Source organism: Enterococcus sp. DIV0213h, from assembly GCF_051711285.1.
In the GTDB taxonomy this organism is placed as follows: Bacteria; Bacillota; Bacilli; order Lactobacillales; family Enterococcaceae; genus Enterococcus_D; species Enterococcus_D casseliflavus.
In genome coordinates this window covers 1,835,578-1,852,144 of sequence record NZ_JBIOMH010000001.1, presented here as the reverse complement: position 1 = coordinate 1,852,144, position 16,567 = coordinate 1,835,578, and the positions used below count along the sequence as shown (strand labels likewise).

Here is a 16,567-nt window from a genome sequence, read left to right as displayed (position 1 = left end):
TATGAAAATTTCTTTTAAAGAGCTCAATAATCATTTCATACGGGAAACCTGAGGAAGCGAGAATACTGTTTAAGCAACTGAGACATAGTAAAAAAAATCTGAGATTCTTCATTCTATTTACTAGTAATTAGAATGAGATAGATGTATTATTAAGATAAAAGAAATAAGTTGGTATAATTTTACTTAAAAGGAGAAAATACATGAAAAAAATATTTATTGCCTATTTTTTATGTTCAATGTTGGGTCTTGCAGCTTGTAGCACAGGTACCTCGGATAGTGTATCAACCATAGAAAGCACTACTCGCACTTCGCTTACAAGTGAAAGTACTCTTTCCAGTTCCTCTTCTACAAATGAATCAATAGCTGAAACAACAACTGGAACAATTCCCAGCCAATCATCTGTTACACAGAACACACAAATCCAATCATCAGATATTGCGACTGATTCAAATACACAAGCGAATGCTGACGGTACGCTTTCTATGGAAGATCAAGCATTAGAAATGCTGTATGCCGCTAGACCAGAAATGAAAAATGACGATTATACATTCGCATTTTTCGGGATGGTTGGTGCTGATTATCTTTTCCGAGGTACAAGCATTTCGATTCGTAATCAAGGCGGATCGGGGACAATAGGATTTTTCCGAGTAACACCTGAAGGTGCTGTGATCGATACCGACTCATCGGGAAATCCTTACTAAATCATCCGTTCTTAATGATTCAAAGTTACTATTAAAAAGTTTTGCGGATTTCAACATCCCCAGAACCGAATAGTTGGATATGTTTTTCATTTTTCGAAGAACAAAATGAATAAAGAGAGAGCAAAAAAGAGTTGTCTTTTGCTTCTCTCTTTTTAATTGACGGTTGTCCTTTTATTATTGGCCCTTCACATAAATCTCCTGATATTTTTCCATCAATGATTTTTTAGGATCATTGTATTCAAACATAACCCCATCTTTCAGAAATAAGATCTGCTGAGAGATCTCCTCCAAATTATACAAAATATGAGAAGAAACCATGATCGCTTTTCCTTCTGCAGCCAGCTGCTGCAAAATAGTCGAAACCAATAAAACATTGGTAGGATCCAGTCCGTTCATCACTTCGTCCATGAACATATATGACGTATCCCCGATTACTTGCATCGCAAAACAGAGCCGCTGACGCATGCCTAATGAATAGGTCGCTACGCGGTTTTTTGCATAATCTTCCATTTGTAGCAGAGCAACGATGGTTTCAACCTTCTTTGATGACTTCCAAATACTTTTGTATAGCTCAAGATGTTCAATACCGGTAAATTCCTCGAACAATTCACTTTGATCTGGTAATAGAGATACATTTTCTAATAAGCGACTTTTTTTCTTTAGCGAAGTGAAATCTTCGCCATTTAACGTTATCTCGCCAGAAAAGCGCGGTACTTGCCCCAGTATGGCTTTCATCATTGTGGTCTTGCCAGTACCATTTGGCGCTACTAAACCAATAATCGCCTTTTCTGGCAATTCAAAGGAAATATTTTTTAGGATCTGCTTATCTCCAAAATTGACGGATAAATTCTGAATCCTCAACATTTTTTTCGTCTCCCTTCAATCAGATAGGTAAGCAGAAGCAAACCCGTTAAACGAACGATCCAGGCTAATAAGACCCTGACTCCGAAATCAAAACGCATCCGAGGATCATAATAATCAAACCAGCTTCTCCCCAATACGACCTTCCCAATACTAACAAAAGAAGTGGGGAAAAAATGCCAGCTATTGTATGCTCCGCCACCTCGAACCAGATAAAAATTACTGGAAACAAGCAGCAGCAATGAAAACATCGCACTAATTATCTGGGAAGAAAACCACTTATTTAGTAAAAACGCAAATAGAAAACCAAGAATCAGGAACAACACATAGAGAGCAAGGCAACGAAGCAACACGCTTCCCAACGTCGATAAACCAAAATTCACTTCGATACCACTTGTCCAATAAACCGCCACTGGATAATCTAAGCGCCCAACTTCATGGGTAAAGCTATAGAGAAAAACGCAAGCCATGACTGGTAAAAGCAAGCTGAGCCCATACGCTAACCCAGCTGCAGCTTTGGCTAAAAATCTGCGGGACTTGCGCAATGGAAATGTCGCAAGCAGTGTCTCATGTTTTTGGTCCCGTGTAAAACTATCACTAATTCCTAAAATGAAAAAGAAAAGCAAAGCCATTGGCAAGATCGTTTCACTGCTTCTGAGCAAGGCCTGCAAAGCCGTTTTTTCCTCCAAGGCTTGTGCTGTCACCTCCCCCTCATAGAGGGCAAATTCCTGATATTTCAAGATATTTTTTTGATAATCGTAATGTCCATCGATTTTTGCATTCGGATTATTGTTTAAATAATAAGGAATGTCGTAACGTAGAACCCCAATATCGTTTGCGAATAGCTGCTCGTCAGAAAATCGATACCATTCACTCGTGGCTTCAGCGTATTGCCGCCAATCATGATTATCGATCGCTGCTAATCGCATTTGATCCCATTTGTTCCAAATCGGAAATACACTCAGCGCATAATGAACATAAAAGTGAGTGTTTTCATCCACAGTAGTATTTTCTAGAAATGTCTGTCTTTCCGCAACTCTAGTACTGATAACAGGTCGATTGATTTTATCGATCGGCTCGAAGTTGGAGGCGACCTGCAACGTATAGTAGACACCTAAGAAGAAAAGCAGGAAAAAAGAGACATACGTTCTTTTTTGGCGAAACTGTCGCTTTAATTCGAATATCCAGATAGTCATTTCCTTAATCCCCCTTTCAATCGTTGTGTGGTCAACCAAAAAAGAGCGACCGTATAGATGAGCAAGAGGATCAGAGCGAAATAGAAAGAATAGAATGACCAATCACTGGCAAAAGCATAGTCTCCTTGAAGCAGCTGGAAGACATTCAGAAATTGAAACGGTGTAAGCAGCCAGATCCGACTAGGAACAATCAGCGGTAATGCCCCAAGTAAACTAGCAAGTAAGCAGGATTGTAAGACGTCTTTCGTTACAGTAAAAATGAACGAGGTCAAACAAATGGCAAATCCGGTGATGACAATCGTCATCAGAAAATACAAGAGCAAAAAGAGAAGAAATTCTACTGCTCGAATTTCCCGTAACCAATAGGCAAAAGGATATGAAAAATCAACATGATCAAAAAAGAAAGAACAAAAAACAGCACTGATCAAAAGCAAGCTGGTCCCTATGGTGCTAATTACCAGTCGAATGATGATAGGAATAAAAATTCGGTCTCGTTTTCTAAAAGGTAAGCTGTTGGAAAACTGCGGTCGTTTCACTTCTGAAAGAAAAAGATCTGCTGACCAGAAAACAGTCAAATAAAAAAGTAGTGCGCCATAGAGTAAAAAGACGGTTTTCCAGTAGTCACTAAATCCTTGCTGATTCCAATGAAATTCTTTGCTTTTGGCAAGTACTTGTGTGAACTCACTTGTTTCTTGAACCACTTTTGCCTGTTTTGGAAACAGGGATTGGTCACTTTCAGCGGCATATTGCTCATAGAACGTTTCCATTTTTTCACCATAATCTATACTGGCAGACAGATACCGTTGGCGATTTTCTAACATAGCAGATTGTGTCATGGTTGCTAAAGCGTTGGATTGATCGATAAGACTAAGGTAACGCTCATCGGTATTCTCGACATCGGTCAAATCAATTTTTTGATAACTTTGCAAGGCGATATCGATAGATGATAGTCGTGCCTGAGCAATAGCTGCGACTGTTTCTGTCACATTTTTTTGAATGAAAACAAAAAATAGCGGCAATAACAGCAAGAATACTACTATAAAGCGATGCTTTAGGCTGTTTGTTTCTAATTTTAGGTAAAAGAGTAAGGTGTTTTTCAAAAGACGCTCCTCAATAAATCATTTTTAGAAAGTTCATCATTACATAAAAGCCCATAAAACATTCATTTTGCAAGATATATTTTCGTTTTTATGATTATATATAAATAAACATTAACTTTTTTTGCTATTGTAGTCAATCGATTTTCTACACAAAAACTTCCTAACTCTGTAGGCTAGGAAGTTGTCGTAAAACCGTTTATAAATATATGACTTGAAATTTTTCTCAAAAAGATGCTTAAGAACAATTATTTTATGAAATTGGAAAGTTCGCTAAATCCGGGCCAAAATTGCATGGCTATATATCCATAGATAATGACTAAAATTATTAATAAAAAATGCAAGGATGTCTACTCGCGTCTTTAAAAGTACTTATTTCAATACATTAAGGCTACTCTGATTTTTCTTGCTAACTTTTCATCCGTCAACGCTTTTTTAGTATTTGAAAGCAACATAACTCTTGATTCAGTGGGATCCATAATATATTTTCTCTCCCACTGATCTTGATCTGGACCATCGCCAATGATGCGAATGTAAGACAACAGACTTTTGATCATCTCTTTTGTCAATGTTAGGTTGGTATAGCCGTCGTTTTCATAAAAATCATACCATGTATCACTTGGATTTTCCTTCAGTATTTGAATTAGTTGATGGATTTCTTCTAACGCATCGAAAACTTTTACAAATACAAAGACCATTTCTTCCCGATCAATCATCTGATAAGCGTCTAACAAATGGAGCAGTGCTTTTAATGTTTTGCATTGAACGGCTACTGAGAGGTAAATATCATTAAAAAAGCGAGCATTTTGTGCATGTTTATCCTGAAGGGATAATGTAATCTGCTGGCATCTCAGCAATAGATTCTCCCAGGCTGCTATCTTTTCTCCTACCATAGAGAAAATTTCTGTGACTTGCTCCTTGATTTTCCGATCACCCGTCAACCATTCTATCCTCGGAATTTTTGTTTCTTGCTTGAGCCAGGATTGAATAATTTTTCGAATCAAATAACAGGCAAACTCGTCCCCAGCGGTTTGATCTTCATGTGTTCCATAGCGAATAATCGCTTCAAAGTAAGCTTCATAGACAGCTTGGATCTCTTCTTGCTGATTTTGATAATATTGTGTTACATGCTCTGAAATTATCTTTTGATTGGTTCGTAACTGATAATCTGCTCGCCAGAAATTCGCTATTTCTTGTAAGAACAAAATATGCGGTTTTATGTTGCCTGTATTGACTAAGACAAACTTATCCATCTTGACTTCTCTAACCGCCATTAACTCTCTAGAAACAAATTCTGGGCTATTAGGCAAGATCGTCAAGAAATTAGATGCTTGTAAATCATGAAAGGCAACGTGATAATAGATTCCTCTTGATTGATTTGGTTTTGATGTGTTTGTTAACACTTCATCTCGTGGATCGTGATTTTCTTGTCTACGAGAAACCATTTTGCCATAACCATTATCCGCCCAAATCTCAATCACATCATCTGGAAGCTCAAGTAAGCCAAGATTAAATAATTCCGTCATCTCCCCATAAATGTTCATTGAACATATTGCATGAGGATTGACTTCTTTAACCATATGATATTGCAGATGGACGATTTCGTTGATCACTGCTGCTTTTTCCGCTGCTGACCACTGTCGATCAAGATCTTCTGCCCAAAAAGGACAATCCCCTTGTCCACGAAAACCGAGTGTGTAAATAACCTTGGTACCCTTTTGCTCGTGTAAGGCTTTTTTCCATAATTCCTGAAACAACGCAAAATGTTCCTCGTATGAAGCCTTCAAACCAGGATACATTCTAGCAAACATCTCAGCGCCTAGTGGCTCGGCATGATGATGTGTATAGATCAACCCCATCGCTTGCGCACTTTCTCGATGTCTATGACTGTTCTTATCTGTTCCAGGGATGATGACATTTCCGCCTAAACGTAACAATGTTTCATAAACACGTTCCCATACATATTCATTTGAACCATTATCTTCCCATTGATCCAGCAGCAACTCATCATTGACGAACCAGCCCCGATAGTCCGTTGCAAAATCAGGCAATGTTAAGTCAAAATCTGTCCATTCAATAAATGGCTTTTTTATTGGGGGAATCTCCATGAAATACCAAAAGGGTTGAACACCTAAAATTTTATGAGAGATTTCAAGAACCCCATACATTAATCCTAACGGTGTTTCAGCACACACTTTTACTTTATCTGGCGATACGAAAAGTATATGAAAAGCATCCGTTTCATTTTTTTCATCAAGTAAAACCAATTCAATTTTATTTGCCTTCCTCGTGTCTGTCACAACGGTTAAAATGTCACGTTGCAAGATCTCGCAAGCATGTCCAATCACTTCATTTTCCAGCTGTTTTGACGTGACAGAAGTATTTTTCGAAATGAAAAATATTGTTTCCATGTAATCACCCGTTTCATCTATATAGTTTATTATTTTATCTTCAGTAAAGAACTTTCTACTATGTTGTAATAGACGATCGAATTGCTTATCAGCCATAAACCTCTCGTCACTATTTTCTGCAAAGATGTTTTTCAGATGGTCTAAACGTTTTGTTAACTGTTTACTATGATACCGCTCATAAATTTAGAATAAGCGAAAAGCTTGTCTAAAAAAATAGAGAAAGTCGATGAAAAAAACGAAAAAACAGACTTTTTTTGTTTTTGGATTTTCCCCGTCCCCCTTTAACTAATGTTTTATCTTGTCATTGTAGAACATGATCTTTCATGCCTATTCACCTTGGCGTGGTTAATCATATGTACAGCAAATAAGCCCACACTCATAAGAGCATGGGCTTATTGAGATCATTGTCAATTCTAAATCTTCAATTGAAATCTGGCTTTTATCAGTTCAGATTTCAATTGCTGAATAATGGTGACAATTACTTATTTCTCTTCAATTACATATACTTCTCAACTTCATCAATTTCTTTTTGTAGTGCTTTTTCATCGTACTTTTCATACTTACCGGCTTCGTGTGCGATCTTTTTGATTTCATGAATCGCTTTTTTCTCAACGATCCATTTCTTCATACTATGTTTTTTTGCATCTGCATCTAGTGTGTCTAATTCAGCTAAATTTTCATCTAACTTATCAAGAACCTCTGCAATCTTTACCAATGCTTTTGCTTCCTTTTCTTCATAGTTTGTCATAGATATCACTCCTTAAGTATTTGATATATTTATCTTACTGCTGTAATTAAATATTTTCAAATTAAATGTACTGTGTATCACAAAGTTTTATCTTATTCTCACTGAATAGATAAAAGCTATAATTTTTTTGCAATATTCTATTCATTTTACATTTATTTTTATCCTTAAAGATGTATCATAAGAGAACTATCGATTATATAAAAAATGCCTTAGTGAAACATCAAACATTCGGTGTATCGTTTGCAATAAAAACATCTAGTTTTTTACCTTCTTATGGTTGCAGCAGAATTTTACCGATACTTTTTCCAGATTCTAAATAATCATGGGCAGCTTTTCCGTCAGCTAATGAAAAAATGGTTGGTTGACTGATTTTCATTTGATCCTTGCTAAAGTAGTCAAACAATCGAGAGCTTCTTCTCTCCCGCTCTTGAAAACTTGTCAAGTAATCCCAGAGATCTCCTGTCAAAATACTTTTTGATTTAGATAGCAAGGGAATAAAGTCGATCGCTGGCGGATTTCCGCCGGCCATGCCAAAAAAGACAACCTTCCCTCTATTTTTGAGCAAGTCGACACTTTCGGCTAATGTATGCCCAATGCCATCATAAACGGTATCAAAGAAAGAAGTGTAGGTATCTTGCCATTCTGTATTTCTTAAAAAAACTTGTTTTGCGCCTTGGTCTAAAGCCAGTTGCCGCTTTTCTTCCGTAGAAGTGACGCCATACACTTCTAGACCATCTGCGGTTAATAATTGCGATAAAATTTGTCCGACGCCACCACTTATCCCATGGACGAAGACCTTACTATGATTCACATTATTGCCAAGATCATGAGCTAAAAAATCAGCTGTCAACCCTTGCAGACCAATACTGGCTGCTAATTTAGGTGGTATACCTGATGGGATACGGATGGCATTTTCCTCAGGAACAGCCACCAATTCTGCATTAGCAAAAGGAACATCCACAAAAAGAATCGTTTCCCCTAGCTGAAACTTGGAGACAGATGTTCCTTTTTGAATAATCCTCCCTACCCCTTCATAGCCATTAATAAGAGGCTCTCGGGATTCAATATGATAGGTGCCCTTTCTCCGATAAATATCAGCATAATTCAACCCAATATACACCATTTCTACCAATAGCTCATTTTCATGAATGATGGGATCCGGCAAATCCCCATATGTTAAAACAGTTGAATCACCGAATTCATTAAAATACAACGCCTTCATGCGCAAATCATCTCCGATCTTCAATCTATCAAAAGCCACGCATCAATCGATTGAAACTATCTACTAAACAACCGACGAATGTCCCTTCGGTCATTTTATATTTTTCCTTTTATTAAAAAAAGCACCTTCTCTCGAAGGTACTTTCATTTTATTCCTCTTACTGACATCCGTCAAAACAGATTATTTCTTCGGTTCGTCCTCATCCATCTTCAGAACTGCCATGAAGGCTTCTTGCGGTACTTCGACGGAGCCGATTTGTTTCATCCGCTTCTTCCCTTCTTTTTGTTTCTCTAGGAGTTTGCGTTTTCGAGAAACGTCACCGCCGTAACATTTCGCCAATACGTTTTTACGCAAGGCTTTGATGTCGGAACGCGCAACGATTTTTTGTCCGATGGCTGCTTGGATCGGTACTTCAAATTGTTGTCGTGGGATCAGTTTTTTCAGTTTTTCAACGATGGCTTTACCGCGTTCATAAGCAAAGTCACGGTGAACGATAAAGCTTAACGCATCAACTTTTTCAGTATTCAGCAAGATGTCCATCTTCACTAGCTTGCTAGTTCGGTAACCAGACATTTCGTAATCGAGTGATGCGTACCCTTTGGTGCTGGATTTCAATTTATCAAAGAAATCAAAGACGATTTCTGATAGTGGGATCTCATAAACGACGTTTACACGATAATCATCCAAGTAATCCATCGTGACAAAGTCTCCCCGTTTGCGCTGGGACAATTCCATTACAGCACCGACGTAATCATTAGGCACCATGATTTGTGCTTTGACGTAAGGCTCTTGCACGTTGTCGATCGTGACTGGTTCAGGAAATTCTGCTGGGTTATCAACGACGACCATTGAGCCATCTGTCTTGTTGACATGATAGATTACGGATGGTGCAGTCGTAATCAACTCAAGGTTAAATTCACGTTCTAGCCGTTCTTGCACGACATCCATGTGTAATAGGCCTAAGAAGCCGCAACGGAACCCAAATCCTAATGCTTGAGAGGTTTCTGGTTCAAATTGCAATGCTGCATCATTCAATTGTAATTTTTCCAATGCTTCTCGAAGGTCGTTGTAGCGTGAAGTATCGATTGGGTACAATCCGCAATAAACCATCGGATTCATTTGACGATAACCAGCTAAGGCTTCTTCTGCTGGATTGTTGGCTAATGTCACCGTATCCCCGACTTGGGTATCTTTAACGGTCTTGATGGCAGCAGTGATATACCCAACATCGCCCACCATCAACGCATCTCGTTGAATGGCTTTTGGTGAAAAGACACCAACTTCCGTAACATCAAAGGTCTTGCCATTGCTCATCATTTTGATTTTATCTCCAGGTTTGACCATCCCGTCCATGATGCGGACGTTTAAGACCACCCCACGATAGGAATCGTACACGGAGTCAAAGATCAACGCTTTTAGCGGTGCTTCAATATCACCTGCGGGAGCTGGGACATACTCAACGATTTGTTCCAAAATGTCTTCGATCCCAATACCTGCTTTGGCACTTGCTAAAACTGCTTCACTGGCATCGATACCGATCACATCTTCGATCTCTGTTCGTACTCGCTCAGGATCGGCAGCTGGCAAGTCTATTTTATTAATGACTGGTAGGATCTCTAAATCATTGTCTAACGCCAAGTAGACGTTTGCCAATGTCTGTGCTTCGATCCCTTGAGCTGCATCAACGACGAGCACGGCGCCTTCACAAGCAGCCAAACTGCGGGAAACTTCATAGGTGAAATCGACGTGCCCTGGGGTGTCGATCAAATGGAAGATGTAGGTTTCGCCGTCTTTGGCGGTATAGTTAAGTTCCACGGCATTTAATTTGATTGTGATTCCTCGTTCACGTTCAAGATCCATGGAGTCTAATAGTTGGTTTTGCATTTCCCGTGACGTCACCGTATGGGTTTGTTCCAAAATACGGTCCGCCAATGTTGATTTCCCATGGTCGATATGGGCGATAATGGAGAAATTACGAATCTTCTCCTGTCGTTTTTTCATTTCTTCTATGTTCATGGATACGTTCCTCATTTCTTTTAGTCAGCTTTTCTATTATACCAACGAAACGCCAATAGATAAAGTATTTTTCTTAACCGTTATTTAGACATATTCATTCAGGTTTTGCTATACTAGAGCTAGCAAATAAATTGGAGTTGAAAGAATGGACAATAATTTTCATCAAAATCTACATATTCGAGCGGTGGAAGAAAAAGACGTTGATCAGTTCAACGAACTGTTAAGCTATGTTTTTCAGATCACTGAATCGGATATTGAAGAAAGCGGCTATGAGAGCAAACGGGAAATGATCAAATCTAAGCGCCCGATCTTAGAGCTTTCCAAGGTCTTTGGCTGGTTCAATGAAGACAAGTTGATCTCGCAAATCGCCGTTTATCCTTGTGAAGTCAATATACACGGCAAATTGATCAAAATGGGCGGAGTGACCGGTGTTGGGACCTACCCAGAATATGCCGGACATGGCCTGATGAAAGACTTGATCAAGCTTGCCTTAGAAACGATGCGGGAAGATCAGCAATGGATCTCCTACCTTTATCCATACAATGTGCCCTACTATCGTCGCAAAGGCTGGGAGATCATGTCCGACAAGCTGACCTTCAAAATTCGTGATACCCAGCTTCCGAAAACCAAAGAAGTCCCTGGGATCGTAGAGCGCAAAGAAGTGGATGACCCTGATGTCTTTACTGTCTACAACCAATTCTCCCGCGACAATCATGGTGCCTTGCAGCGGACCTCTTTTCACTGGGAAGAGTATTGGCGCTATGAAAATGAAGAAGAGCGCACCGCGGCTGTTTATTACAATGCCAGTGGTCATCCGACTGGTGTACTTTTTTATTGGGTAGCCGAAGAAGTCTTCCATGTAAAGGAAATGTTCTACTTGAATCAAGAAGCCCGCAATGGTCTTTGGAATTTTATCTCTGCCCATTTCTCAATGGTTTATTGGGTCAAAGGAGACATATATTCAAATGAACCCCTGTCCTTCTACTTGGACGATAGCCAAATCAAAGAAACCATCGAGCCTTATTACATGGCGCGGATCGTCGATGTTGAACAGTTTTTGAAAAACTTCCCATTTGAAGCCTTCCAAACACCCTTTCACTTTGTTGTTTCCGACCCAGTTGCCGATTGGAACAACGGGATCTTCGGTGTCCAATACAATCACGGGGAGATCGTGGTTTCAAGAGAAGCCATCGGAAAAGCGGTCCAGCTGGATATTCAGACATTGTCTTGTCTGTTGATGAATTACCGCCGCCCAGCTTACTTAGAGCGTGTGGAACGGCTAAATACCGATTCAGAAACACTGGCATTACTGGAATCGATCATCCCTGATATGGAAGCCTATTTCAGCGATTATTTCTAAACAACGAATCAACAAAATGTACAACTATGAATGATTAAGGAGTGTTTTTGAATGAAACTATATTTTGCTGCTCCCCTGTTTGCTGCTAGTGACCTGCGCTACAACGCCGAACTTGTTGCGTCGATTCGTCAGCAGTATCCGCAGCTGGAGATTTATTTACCTCAAGAAAATGCCGCGATCAATGATAAATCCGCCTATGCGGATAGCAAAATGATCGCTTTGGCAGATACCGAAAAAGTGCTGGAAAGTGATTTGATGATCGCATTGCTGGATGGTTTGACCATCGATGCTGGGGTTGCCTCTGAGATCGGTGTCGCTTATGCTAAAGGCATTCCTGTTTTAGGGCTTTATACGGATAGTCGCCAACAAGGTGCCGACAATCAGCAAAAGCTGGCAGCATTACAAACCGTTGCGGAAAATCAGTTCCACTATGTCAATCTTTATACGGTGGGTTTGATCAAGCTAAACGGGGAAATTTACTCCTCTGAAGCAGCCCTTTTAGCTAGCTTAGCCGACTATCTTTCGGAGGACAACTAAATGGGGCAAAATTATCAGCGACTGCAAAAGGTATTCACTATTTTTGGTATTCTCGTGTTTTGTTTTTCTTTGTGGGAATTTTTCCGTGGGGTCTATCCGCAAACACAAGGATTGATTTTCCTCGCCCAAGCCTTGCTTGGGATTTTATTGATCTTCGTCCCAGAAATGAGTAAAAAGTTCTTGAAAATCCAGCTACCAAACGCCACCGTCTACTTTTATTGGTTTTTCTTGCTGATCTCTGTATTTATGGGGACGATCTTACATTTGATCGAAACCATTGCTTTCTGGGATAAAATTCTGCATGCGGTAAGTCCAATGGTCTTGACGGCTGTCGGCTATGGATTGATCTGTCTGCTACTAAAAGAAGTCAAAGTTTCAAACGTCTCTCCCTGGTTATTCTTACTGATGGGCTTTGCTTTTGCTGGCTTGTGTGGTATCTTCTGGGAGTTTTGGGAGTTTATCTGCGATTCTGTTGGTGGAATGAACCTCCAACGTTATGCAACCTTAGATGGTACTCCGTTTATCGGTCGTGAAGCATTGATGGATACGATGGGTGATTTACTGACCAACACGATTGGTGCTGCCTTAATGGGCGTGATCGCGTATGTGCAAGGTCGAGGCAAACCTGATTACTTTGAAAGTTATCGGATTAAAAAATTATCATAAACGACCTTTAAAAGCTTGTTGAAACCAGCGTTTTTCAACAAGCTTTTTTCTTTTGTTCTTTTATTCATAAAGAAAAATTTATAAAAATACTTTAATAACACATCTTATTTTTATAGATTCGCTGTCTACCAAGGTTTGACCTTTCTTACACTTCCCTATAAAACGATTACAACCACAAAAAAATTCCCTCGTTTAATCATTTTTATTTCCCCAAAAAACCATGGTCTGTTATAATTACATTATTCATTTGACGTTGCGTCAGTAAAGGAGAGGCTTATGGTTCTAACAGTGTTTTTTATTTTATGCTGCTTGATTTTTTCATCGATCACCTATGCGTTCTCTAAAGATGCTCGAAAATTTGTCCAACCTTTATCAATCAAAATTATTTTTATTGCATCAGCTATTATTGCGGTTTGGACAATGTTCTTTTCAATGGTTGCATTTGTCGCTTGGGTCATCTAAAAAACATTCTTGTCAGTTGCGATCGTTTTCGCTGCACTGGCAAGAATGTTTTTTCTTTTGATTAAAATAGTTTGATTTGATTCAATGGCCAAAAGCGCAGCAGCACTTTCCCTTCCATTTGATCTTCCGTTACAACCCCGAAACTGCGACTGTCTCTAGAGATCAAACGATTGTCTCCCATCACAAAATAGCTGCCTTCAGGCACCGTTTCTGAGAAATCTTCCGTAAACTGTTCCGCACCAGCGGCGATTTGCTGAAACATTTCGCGATAAGAATATTCGTCTTGTAATTGATCGTCTGCAAATTTCTCTTTAAACTCATCTAAATAGGGTTCTTCGTATACTTCTCCATTGATCGTTAGGACATCATCTTTCATCTCGATGGTATCACCGGGTAAACCAATCAACCGCTTGACAGCGATTTTACTTGGATCATCTGGTTCAACACATATCACGATGTCTTGTCGGTCATAGGAGGAGATTTTTGATGCAATCAAACGCTGTTTATCTGCCAACGTTGGGTCCATAGAATGGCCACTGACTTGAACTGGGGTCAGGACAAACAGACGGATGAGAACCACGGCGACGATAAAGAAAAGCAGTAACCAATTTTCTTTGAGGATTTTTACCATAGCTGCTCTTTCGCTCCTTTACTGCATCTTTTGTCATCGGCGAAAGCTTGTTCTGCCATTTTGACAAAAGATATCTTCCTCAATCTTACGTGGAATTTTTGCTTTGAGCAAGAGAAATCATCGATTTTAAAAAATTTATGATATTTCTCGTTGCGAAAAGAATCGTTTACGTTCGATCACGACTCAAGAAAGCAAACACATCTTTTCGACGTAGACTCCCTATCAGTTGGTGATTTTCTTCGATCACCAACGTCTCATGACTCGCAAATAAAGTATACAACTCATTTAATGGCGTAGATGCTGCAATTTTCGGGTCAGCTTGATTGATGTCATTGCTGAAAAAGTTCATCCGTATCAAATCTCCTGCTGTGACCAGTTTTGCTTCATCTTCCCCGGTTTCTTCAAAGAAGCTTTTCACAAAAGCGGTTTTTGGTTGTGAAACAATGACTTCTGGTGTATCGCATTGAACGATCTTCCCTTGATTCATCACAGCGATGCGCGTCCCTAATTTTACCGCTTCTTTCATGTTATGCGTGACAAAAATAATCGTTGTCCCAAGCTCTTGGTGCAGATCGAGGACTAGCTCCTGTAAGGAATTACGAGAAATTGGATCAAGGGCACTAAAGGGTTCGTCCATCAGAATGATTTCGGGATTGGCAGCTAATGCGCGCAAGATCCCGATCCGTTGCTGTTCTCCACCAGACAATTCTTTCGGCATTCGATGACGGTACTGCTCTGGGTCAAGTTTGACCTGTGTCAGCAAACGATCCACGGCTTCTGAGCGATCTTTTTTTGACCACCCTAACATCTCTGGGATCACTTCGATATTTTGTTTGACATCCATCGTCGGAAACAGAGCGATTTGTTGGAGAACATACCCCATTTGCCAACGCATCTTTTGAATATTGTATTCTTTGATGCGTTTTTCTTTGAAGTAAATATCACCATCTGTCGGTTCTGACAACGCGTTGATCATCTTCAAAGTCGTCGTTTTCCCACTCCCAGAAGGACCGACCAAAACAAAGATTTCTCCTTTATTGATACTCAGATCTAATTGATCGATCACTAGTTTTTGATCAAACTTTTTACTGACGTTTTTAAATTCAATAATTGGTGTCATTCTTGTCCCTCCTTAATTAATCCTTCATCTATCAGGAAGGTACGTGCAACTTCTGCTGGATTTTTTCCTTCGACATTGACCTGATAATTCATTTCACTCATTTGTTCTTCGGTGATTTTCCCAGCCAACTTTTCCAATGCACGGACGACTTCTGGATGTTCCTCGGCAAAGGCTTCTTTCATCAAAGGCGCTCCTTGATAAGGTGGAAATAGTTCCTGATCGTCTTCTAGAATAACTAAGCCATATTGACGCAATTCACTGTCCGTGGAATAGGCATCCAGTAGATTGATATCACCATTATTGATGGCTTGGTAACGCAATGCTGGTTCCATACTTTGGACACTTGGAAAATCTAGCCCATAAAGTTCTTGGATCCCCGCATATCCGTCCGTCCGATCAATGAATTCGAGAGTGAAGCCAGCTTTGATTTGATTTTCGATTTTCTTCAAATCAGAGATCGTGGTTAGTCCATTTTCCTCAGCAAATTCTTTTTTGACAGCCAACGCATAGGTATTTTGATACGCCATCGGCTGAAGCAAGGTCATCTCAAACTGATCCTTCAATAGATTGACTGCTTCGGTATAGGTTTCGTCGGAGTCAAGGTTTTGACTCGCAAGCTCTTCTGGTACCTCAACTAAGCTCTCCAACACGGTACCAGTAAACTCTGGATATATATCAACTTGACCATTGTCCAATGCGCTGAATAAGAAAGAGGTTTTTCCAAAATTTGGCTCTAGTTCAACTTGGGCATCAGGGTCTTCTTGTTCAATCAATTCTTTGTACATGTTGATCAAGATATCAGGTTCAGACCCTAGTTTCCCTGCGATCGTAATGGTTTTGGGAGCAAAAAATCCGCTTTGTGAGAAGGAAACCCCACCAATCAGCAAGATGATTGCTGCCAACGTGATCAAGGTATAGCGCGGTTTTAAATGTTGCAGGTAACGGATCAGGGTACTGAAAACAATCGCCAACAAGGCAGACCCGATCGCACCAATCAACGTTAACTCAGGCGCATTTCGATCGATCCCTAACAAAATAAAGGAACCTAACCCGCCAGCGCCAATCAAAGCGGCTAAGGTCGCTGTTCCGATGATCAAGACCAGCGCCGTGCGAATCCCAGAAATTATGACAGGCAAAGCAATCGGCAACTCGACTTTGATCAATCGGCGCATCCGAGACATACCAAATGCCGCAGCAGCTTCTTCGATTGATGGATCGATCTCCGAAAGGCCAATATAGGTATTTTGAAAGATCGGCAATAATGCATAAATAACTAATGCGATCAATGCAGGTGGCGTTCCGATCCCCACGAATGGAATCAATAAACCTAACAGTGCCAGTGATGGAATCGTCTGTAACACACTCGTTATTTGTAGGCCGACTTCCGCTGCCCGTTTATGATTAACCAGCCAAATAGCTAAAGGAACAGCAATAACGATCGCCACGAGCAGCGCAATGATCGACAATGACAAATGTTCAAAGACAGCTGTCAGCAATTCCCCTTTTCGCTCATTCAACGTTTCAAAAAAAGTATTCATC

General features: G+C 40.0%; 15 protein-coding genes. 5 read left to right on the top strand and 10 right to left on the bottom strand.

Annotation, left to right across the window (positions count from 1 at the left end; genetic code table 11):
- Window positions 1-200 precede the first annotated feature (200 nt).
- Window positions 201-701 (top strand): hypothetical protein, encoded by a 501-nt coding sequence (locus tag IGI77_RS08365; protein WP_438769847.1) that lies wholly within the window; start codon window positions 201-203, stop codon window positions 699-701.
- A 174-nt stretch (window positions 702-875) separates the two neighbouring features.
- Here IGI77_RS08365 and IGI77_RS08360 read toward each other — a convergent pair whose 3' ends face one another.
- From IGI77_RS08360 to lepA, 7 genes are all read right to left on the bottom strand, one after another.
- Complete coding sequence (locus tag IGI77_RS08360) at window positions 876-1,565, bottom strand: ABC transporter ATP-binding protein (protein WP_438769846.1); 690 nt, start codon at window positions 1,563-1,565, stop codon at window positions 876-878.
- Window positions 1,559-2,758, bottom strand: a complete 1,200-nt coding sequence (locus IGI77_RS08355; RefSeq protein WP_438769845.1) for a Tat pathway signal sequence domain protein — start codon at window positions 2,756-2,758, stop codon at window positions 1,559-1,561. Before IGI77_RS08355 ends, IGI77_RS08360 begins: the two co-directional genes overlap by 7 nt.
- Window positions 2,755-3,858: a hypothetical protein gene (locus IGI77_RS08350; protein ID WP_438769844.1), complete on the bottom strand. Its 1,104-nt coding sequence runs from the start codon at window positions 3,856-3,858 to the stop codon at window positions 2,755-2,757. Before IGI77_RS08350 ends, IGI77_RS08355 begins: the two co-directional genes overlap by 4 nt.
- A 374-nt stretch (window positions 3,859-4,232) precedes the next feature.
- Window positions 4,233-6,266, bottom strand: coding sequence for a glycosyl hydrolase 115 family protein (locus IGI77_RS08345; RefSeq protein ID WP_438769843.1), 2,034 nt, complete (start codon window positions 6,264-6,266; stop codon window positions 4,233-4,235).
- A 496-nt stretch (window positions 6,267-6,762) separates the two neighbouring features.
- Window positions 6,763-7,014: a hypothetical protein gene (locus IGI77_RS08340; protein WP_015509648.1), complete on the bottom strand. Its 252-nt coding sequence runs from the start codon at window positions 7,012-7,014 to the stop codon at window positions 6,763-6,765.
- Window positions 7,015-7,285: 271 nt separating this feature from the next.
- Window positions 7,286-8,236 (bottom strand): zinc-binding dehydrogenase, encoded by a 951-nt coding sequence (locus IGI77_RS08335; RefSeq protein WP_087627482.1) that lies wholly within the window; start codon window positions 8,234-8,236, stop codon window positions 7,286-7,288.
- A gap of 180 nt (window positions 8,237-8,416) precedes the next feature.
- Window positions 8,417-10,252: a translation elongation factor 4 gene (gene lepA, locus IGI77_RS08330; RefSeq protein WP_074535928.1), complete on the bottom strand. Its 1,836-nt coding sequence runs from the start codon at window positions 10,250-10,252 to the stop codon at window positions 8,417-8,419.
- Between the two features lie 145 nt (window positions 10,253-10,397).
- Here lepA and IGI77_RS08325 point away from each other — a divergent pair, with 145 nt between their 5' ends.
- The 4 genes from IGI77_RS08325 (at window position 10,398) to IGI77_RS08310 (ending at window position 13,277) form a co-directional block, all read left to right on the top strand.
- Entirely contained in the window at window positions 10,398-11,612 is a 1,215-nt protein-coding gene (locus IGI77_RS08325) for a GNAT family N-acetyltransferase (RefSeq protein WP_005226022.1), read from the top strand.
- Window positions 11,613-11,663: 51 nt separating this feature from the next.
- A complete protein-coding gene (locus IGI77_RS08320) occupies window positions 11,664-12,149 on the top strand; it encodes a nucleoside 2-deoxyribosyltransferase (protein ID WP_438769841.1) in 486 nt (161 codons plus the stop codon).
- The gene (locus IGI77_RS08315; protein ID WP_005226020.1) at window positions 12,150-12,815 is read left to right on the top strand and encodes a hypothetical protein; all 666 of its coding nucleotides are present in this window, start codon (window positions 12,150-12,152) and stop codon (window positions 12,813-12,815) included.
- Window positions 12,816-13,091: 276 nt separating this feature from the next.
- Entirely contained in the window at window positions 13,092-13,277 is a 186-nt protein-coding gene (locus IGI77_RS08310) for a hypothetical protein (protein WP_005226019.1), read from the top strand.
- A gap of 61 nt (window positions 13,278-13,338) precedes the next feature.
- On the opposite strand, the gene lepB is transcribed toward IGI77_RS08310, so the two are convergent.
- From lepB to IGI77_RS08295, 3 genes are all read right to left on the bottom strand, one after another.
- Complete coding sequence (gene lepB, locus IGI77_RS08305; RefSeq protein WP_005226018.1) at window positions 13,339-13,908, bottom strand: signal peptidase I; 570 nt, start codon at window positions 13,906-13,908, stop codon at window positions 13,339-13,341.
- Between the two features lie 166 nt (window positions 13,909-14,074).
- Complete coding sequence (locus tag IGI77_RS08300; protein ID WP_005226017.1) at window positions 14,075-15,028, bottom strand: ABC transporter ATP-binding protein; 954 nt, start codon at window positions 15,026-15,028, stop codon at window positions 14,075-14,077.
- Entirely contained in the window at window positions 15,025-16,566 is a 1,542-nt protein-coding gene (locus IGI77_RS08295; RefSeq protein WP_005226016.1) for an ABC transporter permease/substrate-binding protein, read from the bottom strand. Before IGI77_RS08295 ends, IGI77_RS08300 begins: the two co-directional genes overlap by 4 nt.
- Between the last annotated feature and the right edge of the window lies 1 nt (window position 16,567).

Excerpts from the sequence above, each read along its gene's own strand:
- IGI77_RS08295 (WP_005226016.1), bottom strand. The coding sequence starts at position 16,566 with ATGAATACTTTTTTTGAAACGTTGAATGAGCGAAAAGGGGAATTGCTG.
- IGI77_RS08365 (WP_438769847.1), top strand. The coding sequence starts at position 201 with ATGAAAAAAATATTTATTGCCTATTTTTTATGTTCAATGTTGGGTCTT.
- IGI77_RS08355 (WP_438769845.1), bottom strand. The coding sequence starts at position 2,758 with ATGACTATCTGGATATTCGAATTAAAGCGACAGTTTCGCCAAAAAAGA.
- IGI77_RS08320 (WP_438769841.1), top strand. The coding sequence starts at position 11,664 with ATGAAACTATATTTTGCTGCTCCCCTGTTTGCTGCTAGTGACCTGCGC.
- IGI77_RS08315 (WP_005226020.1), top strand. The coding sequence starts at position 12,150 with ATGGGGCAAAATTATCAGCGACTGCAAAAGGTATTCACTATTTTTGGT.
- IGI77_RS08325 (WP_005226022.1), top strand. The coding sequence starts at position 10,398 with ATGGACAATAATTTTCATCAAAATCTACATATTCGAGCGGTGGAAGAA.
- IGI77_RS08340 (WP_015509648.1), bottom strand. The coding sequence starts at position 7,014 with ATGACAAACTATGAAGAAAAGGAAGCAAAAGCATTGGTAAAGATTGCA.
- IGI77_RS08300 (WP_005226017.1), bottom strand. The coding sequence starts at position 15,028 with ATGACACCAATTATTGAATTTAAAAACGTCAGTAAAAAGTTTGATCAA.
- IGI77_RS08360 (WP_438769846.1), bottom strand. The coding sequence starts at position 1,565 with ATGTTGAGGATTCAGAATTTATCCGTCAATTTTGGAGATAAGCAGATC.
- lepB (WP_005226018.1), bottom strand. The coding sequence starts at position 13,908 with ATGGTAAAAATCCTCAAAGAAAATTGGTTACTGCTTTTCTTTATCGTC.
- lepA (WP_074535928.1), bottom strand. The coding sequence starts at position 10,252 with ATGAACATAGAAGAAATGAAAAAACGACAGGAGAAGATTCGTAATTTC.
- IGI77_RS08310 (WP_005226019.1), top strand. The coding sequence starts at position 13,092 with ATGGTTCTAACAGTGTTTTTTATTTTATGCTGCTTGATTTTTTCATCG.
- IGI77_RS08335 (WP_087627482.1), bottom strand. The coding sequence starts at position 8,236 with ATGAAGGCGTTGTATTTTAATGAATTCGGTGATTCAACTGTTTTAACA.
- IGI77_RS08345 (WP_438769843.1), bottom strand. The coding sequence starts at position 6,266 with ATGGAAACAATATTTTTCATTTCGAAAAATACTTCTGTCACGTCAAAA.